This window comes from Oceanobacillus longus (assembly GCF_042650085.1).
Taxonomy (GTDB): domain Bacteria; phylum Bacillota; class Bacilli; order Bacillales; family Amphibacillaceae; genus Oceanobacillus; species Oceanobacillus longus.
Genome location: NZ_JBHSAO010000001.1, coordinates 113,037 through 128,145 on the forward strand (window position 1 = coordinate 113,037; position 15,109 = coordinate 128,145).

The 15,109-nt window shown below is 35.9% G+C and carries 13 protein-coding genes; 11 read left to right on the forward strand and 2 right to left on the reverse strand.

The annotated features are described in order from the left end of the window. Nucleotides 1–246 precede the first annotated feature (246 nt). The 8 genes from ACFOUV_RS00510 (at nt 247) to ACFOUV_RS00545 (ending at nt 9,372) form a co-directional block, all read left to right on the forward strand. Complete coding sequence (locus tag ACFOUV_RS00510) at nt 247–825, forward strand: hypothetical protein (RefSeq protein WP_379494810.1); 579 nt, start codon at nt 247–249, stop codon at nt 823–825. Between the two features lie 592 nt (nt 826–1,417). Next, a complete protein-coding gene (locus ACFOUV_RS00515) occupies nt 1,418–2,434 on the forward strand; it encodes a LacI family DNA-binding transcriptional regulator (protein WP_379494811.1) in 1,017 nt (338 codons plus the stop codon). Between the two features lie 31 nt (nt 2,435–2,465). Beyond that, nucleotides 2,466–3,887 carry an extracellular solute-binding protein gene (locus ACFOUV_RS00520; protein WP_379494812.1) on the forward strand — a complete coding sequence of 474 codons (1,422 nt, stop codon included), beginning with the start codon at nt 2,466–2,468 and terminating at the stop codon, nt 3,885–3,887. Nucleotides 3,888–3,990: 103 nt separating this feature from the next. Then, the gene (locus ACFOUV_RS00525; protein ID WP_379494813.1) at nt 3,991–4,866 is read left to right on the forward strand and encodes an ABC transporter permease subunit; all 876 of its coding nucleotides are present in this window, start codon (nt 3,991–3,993) and stop codon (nt 4,864–4,866) included. Nucleotides 4,867–4,870: 4 nt separating this feature from the next. Next, entirely contained in the window at nt 4,871–5,737 is an 867-nt protein-coding gene (locus tag ACFOUV_RS00530) for a carbohydrate ABC transporter permease (RefSeq protein ID WP_379494814.1), read from the forward strand. A 20-nt stretch (nt 5,738–5,757) separates the two neighbouring features. Continuing rightward, nucleotides 5,758–7,053: a CehA/McbA family metallohydrolase gene (locus ACFOUV_RS00535; RefSeq protein ID WP_379494815.1), complete on the forward strand. Its 1,296-nt coding sequence runs from the start codon at nt 5,758–5,760 to the stop codon at nt 7,051–7,053. A 2-nt stretch (nt 7,054–7,055) separates the two neighbouring features. After that, on the forward strand, nt 7,056–8,297 hold the full coding sequence (locus ACFOUV_RS00540; RefSeq protein WP_379494816.1) for an MFS transporter: 1,242 nt from the start codon (nt 7,056–7,058) through the stop codon (nt 8,295–8,297). Then, nucleotides 8,290–9,372: an ABC transporter ATP-binding protein gene (locus ACFOUV_RS00545; protein ID WP_379494817.1), complete on the forward strand. Its 1,083-nt coding sequence runs from the start codon at nt 8,290–8,292 to the stop codon at nt 9,370–9,372. The genes ACFOUV_RS00540 and ACFOUV_RS00545 overlap by 8 nt, the downstream gene beginning before the upstream one ends. Before the next feature lie 261 nt (nt 9,373–9,633). Here ACFOUV_RS00545 and ACFOUV_RS00550 read toward each other — a convergent pair whose 3' ends face one another. Beyond that, nucleotides 9,634–11,157, reverse strand: a complete 1,524-nt coding sequence (locus ACFOUV_RS00550; RefSeq protein ID WP_379494818.1) for a class I adenylate-forming enzyme family protein — start codon at nt 11,155–11,157, stop codon at nt 9,634–9,636. Nucleotides 11,158–11,171: 14 nt separating this feature from the next. Next, on the reverse strand, nt 11,172–12,503 hold the full coding sequence (locus tag ACFOUV_RS00555; protein WP_379494819.1) for a short-chain fatty acid transporter: 1,332 nt from the start codon (nt 12,501–12,503) through the stop codon (nt 11,172–11,174). A 139-nt stretch (nt 12,504–12,642) separates the two neighbouring features. Here ACFOUV_RS00555 and ACFOUV_RS00560 point away from each other — a divergent pair, with 139 nt between their 5' ends. The 3 genes from ACFOUV_RS00560 to ACFOUV_RS00570 all read left to right on the forward strand — a co-directional run bounded on the left by ACFOUV_RS00560 (nt 12,643) and on the right by ACFOUV_RS00570 (nt 14,939). Continuing rightward, entirely contained in the window at nt 12,643–13,236 is a 594-nt protein-coding gene (locus tag ACFOUV_RS00560; protein WP_379494820.1) for a TetR/AcrR family transcriptional regulator, read from the forward strand. Between the two features lie 112 nt (nt 13,237–13,348). Beyond that, a complete protein-coding gene (locus ACFOUV_RS00565) occupies nt 13,349–14,107 on the forward strand; it encodes a 3-oxoacyl-ACP reductase (RefSeq protein WP_379494821.1) in 759 nt (252 codons plus the stop codon). A 232-nt stretch (nt 14,108–14,339) separates the two neighbouring features. After that, complete coding sequence (locus tag ACFOUV_RS00570; protein ID WP_379494822.1) at nt 14,340–14,939, forward strand: DUF6438 domain-containing protein; 600 nt, start codon at nt 14,340–14,342, stop codon at nt 14,937–14,939. Nucleotides 14,940–15,109 lie beyond the last annotated feature (170 nt).

Consider the following 15,109-nt stretch of genomic DNA (forward strand, 5'->3'; position numbering starts at 1 on the left):
TAAAATTAATCTATTATTATGGTTAAATATATTATATATAATATATAATTTTTAGTCTAATAAATTGCTTATACGGAGAATGCCGATTTCCTACAGCTCCCGGAACAGCAGATGACATAATCTCATCTAACGGAAAAGAATCAACTTTACTAGAAGAATTACGAAGCTATCTAATAATACAATGAAACCTTCCCTATATATCATCCGTATGAAAGGTAAGAAAAAGTATACAAGTGTGGTGACTAGATGGATTTTTTGGTGTGGATTTTCGTTGCAATCGTATTCTATTATGCTTACCGGGTTATTCAAGTTCTAATTAAGATGAGGAAGGATATTGTACTGCCAGTTTCAGCTGAAGAGTTAGCGTCGATTCGAAAAGAACCGCAGAAAACAGTAAAACCTCCGACCTATTCCAGTCAAAGGGCTGGCATTATTTTCTATATTTTGGTGCTAATTTATATTATTGGAATGATTATTTTGGTCTGGCGGCATGATGTTGGATTCGGATTATATTTTCTAATCATATTTCCGATTTTCCACCTATCAAACTTTCTAAATTTATTTGCTGTCACGAAGGACGGAATACTATGTGGTGCTCGTTTTGCATCATGGAAAAACATAAAATCATTTGAATTTTTACGAATTGATGTTAATCATAATTACTATGGCTTCTCAAGCGAAGTAAATAATCAATATGAATTGAGAATAAAGACGAGGTTTAGTACGTTGAGCTGTGTTGTGACTTCAGAAGAGATGAAAGCGAAGTTGGTTGGTTTATTAAAGGAACAAGGGGTAGAACAAAAGTTGGAAGCTGAAGTTATTTAATGAGGTAGACTCTTTTCTATTAGACTAAAATTTAGCTATAGTTAATATTTATGTTTGCTGTAGAGTATCCAATTTACTGAGATAATTATCGAAAAGTCAGAGTTGGTACTTACCAATGGCTTTTTGTTATTCTACTTATTTATCAAACAATATTTGCGATTGCAGTTATTCATTGTTTGGCCTTACTAGGTGGAGCTTTTGTGACGGTTACGCATATGTGCGTTTGAGTATTACGATATATCAAAATTTAGGGATCTTCAATTATATAATCCATAGAAAGAGCTCTCCTGATTCCGGAGAGCTTTTTCTATGGATTATATATCAATAATAGTTAAACCGGTTTTATAATGATGTTCCAATAATCTTATAGATAAGTCATGAATTTATAGTACTGGTATACGTTAAAGTACTTATTAAAAGCAATCAACTACATGATATATTTAAAAATAGCAAAATTATTCCTTTGAAATAAGGCATTATCACAGTATAAATAAAAAACTAATCGAGAGTTAAAGTTAACGGAAGTTATACAGTGCATTAATACTCTCTTAATAAAACCGGTTTAATATATTAGACGTGGAGGAGGAAATGCATGGCGAAAATGGAAGATGTTGCAAAGGTTGCTGGAGTTTCTAAAAGTACAGTTTCAAACGTATTTAGTGAGAAACGGCCCATTAGCAAGGAGGTGAAAGAGCGGGTACTAAGAATTGCAAATGAATTAAATTATAAGCCTAATTATTGGGCAAGAAGCTTGGCTGTAAAAGAAACTAGAATTATTGGCTTGAATATGCAGGCTGAAAAAGTGAAATTCAGTCAGTTTCATCTATCTTTGCTTAACGGTGTATTGAATGAGTGCTATAAACAAGGTTATCGATTACTAGTCAACACATTGTCTGACAACTACAAAAATAAGGTTGAGTTTCAGACATCCGATCCTGTTGATGGAGAAATTTTATTAGACCCTGAGATAGAAGATCCGAGAATTGTAGGACGAATGAAACAAAATATACCACTTGTTGTTATTGGAAAGCCTCCTCAAACTTACGAAGATAAATTGTCATATGTTGATAACAATAATGTAAGTGCGGCAGAAGGTATAGGAAAACATTTAATTTCGTTGGGTCATAAAGATATCTTGTTTTTAAATGCACCATCATTTCGAACTGTAAGTATGGATCGTGAGCTAGGATTTAAGATTTCCTTAAAAGAAGCAGGAATTGAACTAGATTCTGACCAAGTAGTGTACAAGGATAAAAAATCAAGCTCAGTTGAATTTGGTTATGAAAAAGCAAAGGAAATATTAATACAAAATAATAAGATTACTGCAATAATTACTGATAATGACAAGATGGCACTTGGTGTTTATCGTGCTGCTGAAGAAGAAGGATATTCTATTCCAAATGACTTAGCTGTTATTTCCTTTAGTGATGATTCTGTATATGCGACAGAATTTTCACCGCCATTATCATGTGTTCACTTAAATGGGGAGCAGCTTGGTTCAGAATCTGCAAAGCTATTAATCGACCAACTACATACAAATAAACCTCTTGTAAAGCGGATTATTGTACCTACACATTTTGAGAAACGAGGCTCATGTTCGAATAGTTGATGTTATCACTTATATTCTAAGGAGGATTAATATGCTTTTTAAAAATAAATATATAGTTACTTTTATCTTAGTATTTTCACTGTTTATTTTAGGAGCTTGCAATAGTTTAACTGAAGAGGATGCTGAAGCAAATGCTTCTGATAATAAAGAGACAACAGAAGAGGGAGGAACAATTAAAATCCTAAGCAATGTCGTTGGTGGTAAGGATGCTGATGAACTAGAGCTTTTTGTAAAAGAGCTTGAAGAAAAATTGGGTATCAAAGTTGATATGGAGAAGCCTCCTTCTGATTATGATCAAAAGCTCTTAACATCTATTTCTTCTGGTGAAAAATATGACATTATCTATTTAACAAAAGATCTAATGGATATTTTAGTAGATCAAGGTGCTTTAATGCAATTAAATGATCAAATTGATTCCTCTGAGACTTTATCAAATAAAGCTGTTATTCCACAATCTGAATGGGAACAAATAACATACGATGATGGTGCAATTTACGGAGTATTTAATAAATCTGAAGGTGGAACCATGCCAATTGTTCGCCAGGATTGGCTGGATAAATTAGGTCTTGACCAACCAACAACATTGGATGAATTTTATGACGTATTAAAAGTCTTTACAGAGGAAGATCCTGATGGAAATGGCAAAGCTGATACGTATGGATTATCTACAGCTGGACTATATGATATTCAACCATTTATGAGTGCTGCTGGAGTGAAATATAAATATGTAGTAGATGAAGAGGGAAACCGGACTATTCCATATGCAACAGAAGATGCCATCCCAGTATATGAATGGTTCAACATGCTTCATGAAGAAGGAATATTAGATCCGAACTTCGCAACAAATGACACAGGAAAAATGAGAGAAATGTTTTTGACTGACCGTGTTGGTATAGTTACATACTGGGATGCGTGGGTAGGATTGTTCAATAACATTCGTCAAGAAGAAGATCCAAATACAGAATTCCAAGCAAAAGGGATTACCGGTGCAGAAGGGCCGAATGGTTTCATGCTTCGCCGTGGGGACCCTAGTTTGTTTGCTATTCCTGTGAATGCAGAAAATCCTGAAGGTGCATTGAAATTCCTCGAATTTTGGCATTCTGAAGAAGGAAACATTTTAGGTACACTTGGTGTTGAAGGACACGATTATACCGTTGATAACGGTAATTATGAGCTAACCGAAATTGGTAAAGAACACGGAATGGACCATGGTGTAGTTGTTCCGAATAATTCGAATTTCGAAAACCCTATCGGACTATTGCCAGGTGTGGAAGAGGCTCGCGATGTAGTTATGACGAATAATTCAACACTTGAGAACTCCACAGCAGATTGGCCAGATGCCGAGAAAATTGTTACAAACTATGCATTCAAAGCAATTATGGGTGACCTACCAGTTGAGGAAGCTGTTTCATCTATGAATGAAGAATTAAAAGCAGCGAACCTTATAGATTAATAGAAAGAGGGGGCATAAAAGCCCCCTTAATCTTAATAAGTAAAAATAACACTTTTGATAAATAAAATCGTTTAGTCCTATAAACACAAAGAGGTGTTTAGTATTGGTTTATAAAATGAAAAAACATTACAGTCTTTATCTAATGATATTACCTATTTTTATCTATTTTATTATCTTTAATTATTACCCAGTTATCAAGGGATTCATAATAAGCTTACAGGATTTTAAATTAATTGGAGACCGACCTTTTATTGGTTTCCAAAATTACATAACTGTATTAAATGATCCTGTTTTTTGGCGAGTTGTTCAAAATACCCTTTTAATTGGTGGCGGAATTCTATTACTAGGTTTTATTGCTCCATTAGTTGTAGCACTTTCCTTAAATGAAGTTTTCCAACCACTTTTTAAAAAGGTAACCCAAATGGTAATTTATCTTCCACATTTATTTTCATGGGTAGTTGTTGGAGGGATTTGGATTTACATATTGTCACCTGATGCAGGATTAGTAAATGGAGTATTGCAATGGATAGGTGTTGGTCCAATTCACTTCTTTGCACAAGAAGAGTATGCCAAACCAATTATGATTTTATCTGCGATTTGGAAAGACATGGGTTACACCTGTATTATTTATCTAGCTGCAATTGTTGGAATAAGTCCAACGATGTATGAAGCAGCTAAAATAGATGGGGCCAATCGTTGGAAGCAGATGATTTATATCACCCTTCCACAATTAGTTCCGACTATGAAAGTTGTACTGCTATTAAATATAATGGGGATTCTTCGGATATTTGATCAGGTATTTGTGATGAGTAATCCTGCCATTGCAAGAGAAGTAAATGTAATTATGATGTATGTTTATGAAAAAGGGATATTAGAATTTGAAATGGGTGTAGCAACAGCAGCGGCATTTCTTGTAGTTTTTGCAACTCTTATTCTAGTATCTTTAGTAAGAAAAGGTATCCGATTCGATATGGAGTGATTTGATGAAAAAACAAAAACTTGAAACTGTAAAGTCAAATGGTGCCAATATACTTAACAAATTGTTCCTTATATTACTAGTTCTAACGATGATAATTCCATTATGGTATACATTCGTAACGTCCATTTCCTCTAATATATCATCCATGCAACCGGGTATTAGATTGTGGCCAACTGAATTCAGTCTGGAAGGATACGAAACTATTTGGACGAAAATGGAACTATGGCGCCCATTTTTAAATAACGTCATTGTAACGGTAATTGGAACTATATTTCATGTGCTTTTTGCTGCTATGGCCGGTTATGTATTAATCCAAAAAGAATTACCAGGGAAGAAAATAATCGTATCTATGATTATCTTGACGATGGTCATTCCAGAAGAAGCTATTATGATTCCTTTATATATTGTAAATAGAGATCTGGGGTTATTAAATACACTTACTTCATTAATCATTGCAGGCTTAGTTTCTGGATTTAGTATTTTACTTATGCGTAATTTTTTTATTTCCATTCCTAGTGACTTAGCAAAATCAGCAAGGATGGATGGAGCAGGGGACTTTTGGATCTTTAGAAAAATCTATCTTCCACTTGCTAAACCTGGTCTTGCTACTGTGTTATTGTTTGAATTTGTTAGTCGCTGGAATCAGTTTACTCAGCCATTACTATACATAAGTGATAGCGATAAATATACACTGCAAATTGCTTTACAATCATTAGTAATATCAACAGATGCAACATCTAGCAGTGACTTCTTTACGCCAAATGTTAGGATGGCGGGAATTATGATTGCTTTAATACCGTTAGTAATTATTTATCCCTTCGTACAGAAATATTTCGTTAAAGGGATTATGTTGGGTTCTACCAAAGAGTGAATAAAGAAAGGTGATATAGGATGGTTCAAACTACAACTTCAGAACAAATAAAAAAATGTTGCGTAATTACAAATGGTGAACAATTACAGTATATTGAAGTTCCATTTGAGTTGACAGAGGATATTATCAACATCCATATAAAGTATGCTGTAAAAAACAAATCAAAAGAAGAATGTGTTGTCGACTTAGGAATAAGGGATCCGTACCGAGTGAGAGGTTGGAGTGGTGGGGCTAGAAGCGAGATAGAAATTGGTTCAAAAGTCTCTACTCCCGGATACCTTTCTGGGAACCTCGCAAAAGGCACCTGGGCTGTTATTCTTGGAGCATACAAAATTCCTCAGGGTGGTAGCGAAGTTGAAGTAAACATTAAATTAGAAAAAAGTACGAATAATAAAGAAACCTGGTTAAAAGGCGATTTACATATGCATAGTGTGCATAGTGATGGTTCCTATACCTTGCAAGAAATAGCTGCAATCGCATTGGAAAAGGAACTAGATTTCATTGCATTAACAGATCACAACACTGTAAGTCAAAACTTCACTCTTCCTCGGTACGAAGATCTTATCATTATACCGGGGATGGAATTGACAACATACAAGGGTCATTGCAACTTTTTCGGCATAAACGATCCAATTAAGGATTTTCGCGCAGTTAATAATGAAGAGCTTCATAGCAAAGTCGAGGAAGCTAGAAGTTCTGGAGCAAAGGTTTCGATTAATCACCCACATGATCCAGGGTGTCCGTGGGAATGGACATGGAATGTGAATTACAATTGGGTTGAGGTATGGAATGGCCCTTGGCGTCCAGGAAACGAAAAAACCCTTGACTGGTGGCAAGAACAGCTAGTTAATGGTAATAAAATAACCGTGATAGGTGGAAGTGACACACATCGACCAGATCCTTATGTGCAACACGGTATGCCAACAACTTGGGTTAAAACAGCGGATAAGTCACAATGCGGTATCTTTGCTGGAATTGATAAAGGCCATGTGTTTTTAAGCTATAGTCCAGAGGGACCTACCATGGAATTGACTTGTGGAAATAAACAAATGGGGGATACAGTCACAGATATTTCTCAACCAGTAGTAGTAAATCTCAACAGACTACATGAAGGTGACTTAATAAAGATTATTTCTGATAGAGGAATAGAACGAACATATACTGTTCCAAAAGCAGAAAAAACCTTTCGTAAGCAACTGAAAATCAGCGATCAGAAATTTTATCGAGTAGAGGTGTGGAAATACTTTCAGGAGGTTAACCAGACACTGATGGCGGCAATGTGTAATCCCCTTTACATAAGCAAAGAGGGAATGTAAGTATGAAACAACTACCTCTTACAAAAAAGGGAATAATACAATCAGACGAAACTAATGTTCTATCAAGGACAACGAAAATTTTCCTAGCTATTATTTGCTTAAATGGTGTTGCTAATAGCTTATCCAGTATATTTATCAATGTGTATTTGTATAAGCTTTCACAAGATTTCTTTGAAGTTGCCCTATTTAATTTTATTTCTTATTTGATATGGGCACCTACTTTTGTTTTCGCAGGTTGGCTAAGTAAGAAAACTGACAGGAGAAATGGGCTGATCGTTGGAGGGGCTTTACAGCTTCTCTTTTATATTGTCCTTCTCATGTTAGGAAGCTCTGCTAGTAATAATATTGTCTTTCTGGGATTAATATTTGGAACTGGGTCGGGTTTTTATTGGTTGTCAGTAAATACATTATCCGTTGACTTAACCAATCATACCAACCGAGATTGGTTTAACGGTGTAAATGGTATCTTTAGCGCATTTTCCCAAATGATTGGCCCAGTAACAGCGGGATGGATTATTATTGCACAACCAGGTTTTAGTGGATATCAAATTATTTTCACCTTAACATTTATTTTATTTTTATTATCATTAGGTATCACATTTTTCCTTCCAAAGTACGTAGATAAGAGCACATTTAATTGGAAAGCCTTATGGAATATTAATAAGAATGTTGAATGGCGTCATCTTTCGAGAGTTTTTAGTAGTCTTGCATTTCGTGATGGAGTCTTGTCATTTGCGATTTGGATATGGGTCTACATGGTAACAGGGAGTGAAGGTAGTCTCGGTAACTATGTATTTTATACAACAACAATATCCATTATTACATATTATCTGATAGGTAAATTTCTCAGCCCAAAAAATCGAGGGTTCTATATCATAATTGGGACAATTGGTGTCAGCGTAGCTGTTTTTGGTCTAGTGTTAGATGTTAATTTTGTGACACTTCTATTCTATGGGTTTGCTGCAGGCATATGTATTCCATTGTTTGAAGTCCCATTTAATACACTTTCTCTAAATACCATTGCAAAATTTGATAATAGGGGTAAAGACCGGATTGAAATGGTTGTGTCAAGAGAGTTGGCATTAAGTACTGGCAGGATTCCAAGTGTTGGTGGGTTAATGCTCATCTATACAATTGAGGGTAATCAAAATCTATGGGTCGCATCGTATCTATTAATTGTTATATTCATAGGATTATTATCGTTACATTTTTTGCGTAACTATAGGAGGAATACAATTGGCTGAGATTCTATTTGAACATGTAAATAAAGAATATGACGAAAATGTAGTAGCTGTAAGAGATTTTAATTTAACGATCAAAGATAAGGAATTTATCGTATTTGTTGGTCCTTCTGGATGTGGAAAGTCTACTACATTGCAGATGATTGCAGGTTTAGATGAAATAACAAAGGGAAGTATCTACATTGATGGAAAACGAATAAATGATGTTTCGTCAAAAGATCGGGGTATAGCAATGGTTTTTCAGAACTATGCATTATATCCACATTTTACCGTATATGAGAATATGGCGATTAGCCTAAAATTGCGAAAAATGAAAAAGGATATTATTGAACAACGTGTAAAACATGCTGCAACTGTTTTAGGGTTGGAAAGTTATCTGGAGCGGAAACCAAAAGCTCTTTCAGGTGGACAACGTCAGCGTGTTGCATTAGGGCGGGCCATGGTTCGTGATGCAAGAGTATTTTTAATGGACGAACCGTTATCAAATCTTGATGCTAAGTTACGTGTACAAATGCGTTCTGTTATTACTAAGTTACATAAAACACTACAAACAACAACGATTTATGTTACACATGATCAAACAGAAGCAATGACAATGGCAACTAGAATCGTTATTATGAAAGACGGATTGATTCAACAAGTTGATTCTCCAAAGGAGATTTATGACAATCCTGAAAATGTTTTTGTAGGCAGCTTTATTGGATCACCACCAATGAATTTTATTACATGTATTATAGAGGATGCAAAAATAAAGGTAGGACCTGCTTCATTTCCAATTCCTGAAGAAAAAAGAAGCATTCTAAGAAAGAATAATTACTCACACAAAAAAATCATTCTAGGAATACGGCCAGAAAATATTAGCCTATCAGGAATGCACGATGTTAATATGCATATCAAAGTCAATCTCTCAGAACTGTTAGGTTCAGAAATTGTCCTTCATTCGGAGGTAGACGGGCAGTCTGTAATCGTACGTGAAGATGCTGATTATAATATTAACATTGGAGATATTATTACGGCTGGGTTTAATTTTAGTGATGTTCACCTTTTTGATGTGGAATCGAGTAGACGGATTAGATAAATAGAGTACCTGAGTTTAATAGATTATAAAATGTTTACTGAAAGGGATTCACTCTAGTGTAAAGAGGGGGTCTCTTTTTTATTCCCAAGTGAAGGGGAATATAGATAGGCGCTGCTTCATGAAAATTCTATAAATATAACAAAAGAGAAAGTGCAGGTGGAATAAACTATTGATTTCTTAGGGAAAATTAAATTGGAAAAATAAAATGAGAAGAATAAATTGAATATTCTTCTCTTCTATAATACTAAAAGGTTAACTACTTTACTGATGCCTATGCCTCAATATATTCTTTTGAATCTTACCAATAGAAGTACGTGGAAATTCATCAATAAAATAAAATTCTTCAGGTATTTTAAAGGAGGATAATCTCTCTTCGCAATATCCCCGCAATGCCTCTTCGGTAACTTCAGTATTACTTAGCTCAACATAGGCTACAACCTTTTCTTCCCGTAATTCATCCGGTGCAGCAACGACAGCACAGTTTGCGATACCTGGATGGCCGGAAAGAACGTTTTCTATTTCCAAAGAAGAAATATTTTCGCCAGCTCGTTTAATCATATCTTTATTACGATCGACAAACCAAATATAACCTTCTTCATTCATATATCCGTTATCACCTGTGTGGAGCCAGCCATCGATAATGGTAAGGCCCGTCGCTTCTTCATTCTTATAGTAGCCTTTCATCAGCGAAGGGCTTTTGATAATGATCTCACCTACTGTGTTAAAAGGGCATTCCTTTCCACTCTCATCGATAATCTTTACTTCCTGACCTAAACCTGGTTTTCCCAAAGCGAGAATTCCTGTTTGTTCATCTTCAGGCATCTCCGAATAGAGAGGAGTTGTAATATTAGTTGTTATAGATTCTGTCATACCAAACCATTGGAACAGATGAATTCCAAATCGTTCTTTAAATGCATCAACGTCTTGTTTAGGAACGAATAAACCGTAACCGACCTGCCTCATGGAATGTTTCTTTTCGTACGGGTGTGGATCTGTCTTTAATAGAATTTTTATAATGGTAGCTACAAAACTGGAAACAGTAGGCTTGTTTTTTGCAACCGTATCCCAGAAGGTATTTGCACTGAATTTTTCCAATAAAATGATGGAGCCACCTACAACGAGTGTTGCCATGGACGTATAATATTGAGAATTGGCGTGAAATAATGGTAAGAAGATCAAATATCGATCATCCGGTTGTAGTTGCTGATACAGGACGGACGAATGGCCGGCATATAAATAATTTTCATGTGTAATTAGCACACCTTTTGGTTTGGCTGTTGTCCCAGAAGTATACATAATCCCGCATACATCATGAGCATCAACGTTGTGATAGTGGGAATCTTTGCGCTGTACATCTAATTCTTTTTTCCAATTAATATCATTAGGTCTGGCGAATAGCAATTGCTTCAGGTCAGAGAAGATTTCCTGATGCTTTTCTGTAATCAATGATTCATCATAAATAAACCCTTTACTATCTGAATGTTCCAGAAAATAGTTAAGCTCATTTGGTGTAGAAGCAGTGTTTATAGGGAGCAATACCGCACCTAATGCTCCGCATGCAAACCAAATATCATAAAACGCTGGAGCATTTTTTAGCATAACAGCAACCGTGTCATTCTTCTGAATACCTTGTTGCAACAACCAGGATGCCGTCTGATTCACTCTATTTTCCATGTCCTGATAAGTTATTTCTTCTTCTTCAAAATAGATGAATACTTTATTTGGATATTTTTTTACCTGTTTTTGCAGATACGTATAGATTGTCATATTTCCGTGTGTAAGCATAAATAAACTCCTTTCTAAAAGATTAAGGGAATAACAGTTACAATGATAGAATTTGCGATTAATAATAAGACCATCGTTACGAGGCAGTAACCCCAGATGTCTTTTAGCTCCAATCTGGCTAAGCCTAATGCAGGTAAGGCGAAGAAAGGTTGAAGTAAGTTTGTTATCGTGTCTCCCATCGATACGGTGTTTACAACAACAGAAGGATGTAAAGAATATGATTGAATTGCTTCAATCATGATTGGACCTTGAACCTGCCATTGACCGCCTGCGGATGGTACAAAAATGTTAACAATTGCTGCAGACAGGAAGGAAAGCAATGGAAACGTGAGTTCATTGGATATGGATACTAGGGATTGAGCGATAATGGAAATTAATCCGGATCCAGCCATCATACCCATTATTCCGCCATAAAAAGGAAATTGTAGAAGGATCCCACTTGCTGAAGGCATCCCATCTGTAATTGCATTGATATAGCTGCTTGGTGAACCATGCAAGGCTAAACCTAAGATAATGAAAGCGAAGTTTAGAATGTTTAACTCCAAATTAAATCCATTCTGAACGATGTACATAATCAGCCATAAGACCCCAAAAGCTACGAGCGCATAATTTATTATTTTACTGTTATTCATTTTCTCTGCAAATGAATGGGGGATTCTATTCTCTGTTCTTGTCAACTCACCGTTTTCCTCACTATTAAATGGGATAACGTTTTCTTGTTTAGGCATCATTTTTAAATAAGCAAAAATTACTATAAGCAAACCAAGACCTGCTGCAAGAAGCATAGTTGGACTAAAAATCGTTTCAGTTAACGGAATCAGTCCAATCGTTTCCTCCAACGAATGATCAGGTGTATTCACAAGAAGTGGGGCTGTTAGCGTAATACTTGCTGGTAAGATAGCAATAACGGCTGTATAAGCAGCTGCAATTAAAATACGAAAATCTGCTTTAGGTACTCTTTTTGCCACTTCAATTGCAAATAATGCTCCTAATACAAACCCTAACCCCCAACTCAGATAACCAGCTGCAGCAGCTACAAGAATGGTAGAAATTAAAGCTGATTTTTGAGTTTTCGGTATGGAAGCTACACGAATCATTAGTTTCTCAACAGGAGGGGCTTTAACCAACGCATAACCAGTAATTAAAATGAGAATCATCTGTGTGGTAAAAGCTAGGAAATTCCAGAAACCTCCATACCAATGCTCCGTCATGTCTAGTAAACTGGAATCAGTAAAAAACATCCCTAGAATTAACGTAATAAAAGTCAATAGTATTGCAAAGATAAAGGCATTCGGTAAAAATTTCTCGATTACAATTCTTATTTGATTTGAAAAAGCTCTTAACATTGTTCTTCCTCCTTTTTGATAGCGTTTACATTAATTCAATTGCAAACTACCTTTTGTGATACTATAATTATATAAATTATATTTTACAGACTACAGTCTCTTTGTCAATACTTTTAGAAAATTGAAAGGAGTGATAACAATGAATAAAAGGGCGACGAAAGCTTTACTTACGAAGAAAAAGATTACAGAAGCAGCATTAAGCTTGTTTAATGAAAAAAGTTTTAGTCGAGTTACAGTGGATGAAATCATCAAGGAAACGAACACGTCCAAAGGGGCCTTTTATACACATTTTAAAAGTAAGCATGATATATTTCTGGAAAAGTTTAAGGAAATTGATGATTATTATGTGAATGAATTAGTTGACATTATAGCAAAGGAAGGAAGATATGCAGATAGATTAGAAGTTTTTTTGCGATTACAAATGACCTATATCGAAAGAGATCTAGGATGGGATGTGATTCGGACCATTTATGAGGTGGAGTTAAATACGGAGAGAGACAGCTTTTTCCTAATACCAGACCGGCCTCTATATTCCATTTTGATGGATATCTTTGAAAATGGGCAAAAAAATGGAGAGTTTCGTGATGATCTTTCAACGGAAAAAATGATGGAAATCTGTCTCCGTACGATGCGTGGTATATTATACGATTGGGCATTGCGTAAAGCTGATTTTTCACTGGTAGAGGAGCATGGGGAATTGTTTGGGGTGATGATTAGGGGGATGAAAAAGTGATTACCAATCTATTTATCTTATGTTTCTCTGTTAAACAAAATATTTTTAATCCAGTACACTCCATGTTAAGATTTATTTGAAAGCACTTACAAAATAGAACGGAGGAATCACTATGGGAAAATTAGATAATAAGGTTGCGTTTATTACTGGAGCTGGTTCTGGAATGGGGAAAGCTCAATCTGTCTTGTTTGCGAAAGAAGGAGCAAAAGTAATTGCTGCAGATATCAATTTTGATGGGGTTCAAAAAGTGGTTGATCAAATCAAAGCAGATGGAGGAGAAGCGGTTGCAATAGAGATAGATGTCTCCAAGAAATCGAGCGTAGCAACAGCGGTAGATAAAGGGTTAGAAGAATTTGGGCGAATTGATATTTTAAGTAATACTGCTGGTATACTCGATGGGTATGCACCTACGTTAGAAACTTCTGAAGAATTGTGGGACCGGATTATGAACATCAACCTTAAAGGTGTATATCAAGTGACAAATGCTGTACTTCCTCAAATGATTGAAAGAGGGGATGGCATCGTTATTAATATAGCATCAATTGCCGCCTTTGTTGCTGGTGGTGGCGGTGCAGCATACACAGCTGCGAAACATGGAATTGCTGGATTTACCAAACAACTATCATTTGATTATGGTTCAAAAGGAATCAGAGCAAACGCCATTGCTCCAGGCGCGATCGAAACGGGTATGACGAAGGAAATCTTTGCTGAAGGTTCTGCAGAAGTGATGGAATCGGTTAATTCTGTACCGGCTGGACGTTATGGTCAGCCCGAAGAGATTGCTAATGTTGCACTATTCCTCGCTTCTGATGATTCTTCCTTTATGCATGGAGCGATTGTACCAGTTGATGGTGGTTGGTTAGTGAAATAGAATGGCTTGACTTATACACTTGTTAATTGTTAAAAGCACAGATCCTGTAAATGGGATTTGTGCTTTTTGCTTTCTGTTAAACTGAGAAATGTATATAAAAAAGAACACCTGTCCTGAGCGTCATTATGTATAACCTTCCTGCTACACTCATAGTAGATAAATAACATCGATGATTTATATGTGATCAACCGAACGAATGCTTAAGTGAAAAAATTCAAGGAGGTTATAAATAATGTTCAAAAAATTGTCTCTGAAGCGTACGGAATGCTATGGATCATGTCCCATATACCAAGTGGAAGTCACGCCGGATGGTGTGGTTTACTGGAACGGGGAAGGCCACGTTTCCTTTATGGGAGAAACTACCTTTCAGATCTCAGATAAAAAAGTTCAGCAATTGGGAGCGTTGCTGGAAAGCTTTGATTATCGGATCTTCATCTATAAAGAGGGAAATCTGATGGCGACGGATATGCCATATTGCATCACTAGAGTTGAATTTGAAGATGGGTATATCAACGAGGTCGAACATTACTTGGGAGATATGGATGATCAGGCAAATAAATTGAAGCATTCCCTTACCAGTCTGGAAAAATTCGAGAAGCGGGTGGAGCGTATTATCGGTACGAAGAAATACGTAGAACAAACCCTATATATCTATCATATTCATTCAAATAATATGGCTTATATTGTTTCTGCCCCGAATCAAAAAGAAGCACTAAATCTAGTAGAAATAGAAGGTGAGTGCGACATAAGGAAAATAGGGAAAGATACAACAGGGTCGTTATATTCGTATGTTGTCATGGAGAGAGAGGGAAAAGGTGAGTTTTCAGAGTGAGTAAGAAGGATCAGGAGATGTTTTTAGAGGGGGCATAAGGATTCGTATATTCAAGTACTAGTTTACTGAACTAGTAGGATGCATTCCCGGAATGAGGGACGCATCCTTTTTGAGTTATTGATATAGGAAAACCTTAGTAAAATATTTAAAATATAGTATCGAATAAAAAT

Excerpts from the sequence above, each read along its gene's own strand:
- ACFOUV_RS00510 (WP_379494810.1), top strand. The coding sequence starts at position 247 with ATGGATTTTTTGGTGTGGATTTTCGTTGCAATCGTATTCTATTATGCT.
- ACFOUV_RS00515 (WP_379494811.1), top strand. The coding sequence starts at position 1,418 with ATGGCGAAAATGGAAGATGTTGCAAAGGTTGCTGGAGTTTCTAAAAGT.
- ACFOUV_RS00520 (WP_379494812.1), top strand. The coding sequence starts at position 2,466 with ATGCTTTTTAAAAATAAATATATAGTTACTTTTATCTTAGTATTTTCA.
- ACFOUV_RS00530 (WP_379494814.1), top strand. The coding sequence starts at position 4,871 with ATGAAAAAACAAAAACTTGAAACTGTAAAGTCAAATGGTGCCAATATA.
- ACFOUV_RS00535 (WP_379494815.1), top strand. The coding sequence starts at position 5,758 with ATGGTTCAAACTACAACTTCAGAACAAATAAAAAAATGTTGCGTAATT.
- ACFOUV_RS00540 (WP_379494816.1), top strand. The coding sequence starts at position 7,056 with ATGAAACAACTACCTCTTACAAAAAAGGGAATAATACAATCAGACGAA.
- ACFOUV_RS00550 (WP_379494818.1), bottom strand. The coding sequence starts at position 11,157 with ATGCTTACACACGGAAATATGACAATCTATACGTATCTGCAAAAACAG.
- ACFOUV_RS00555 (WP_379494819.1), bottom strand. The coding sequence starts at position 12,503 with ATGTTAAGAGCTTTTTCAAATCAAATAAGAATTGTAATCGAGAAATTT.
- ACFOUV_RS00560 (WP_379494820.1), top strand. The coding sequence starts at position 12,643 with ATGAATAAAAGGGCGACGAAAGCTTTACTTACGAAGAAAAAGATTACA.
- ACFOUV_RS00565 (WP_379494821.1), top strand. The coding sequence starts at position 13,349 with ATGGGAAAATTAGATAATAAGGTTGCGTTTATTACTGGAGCTGGTTCT.
- ACFOUV_RS00570 (WP_379494822.1), top strand. The coding sequence starts at position 14,340 with ATGTTCAAAAAATTGTCTCTGAAGCGTACGGAATGCTATGGATCATGT.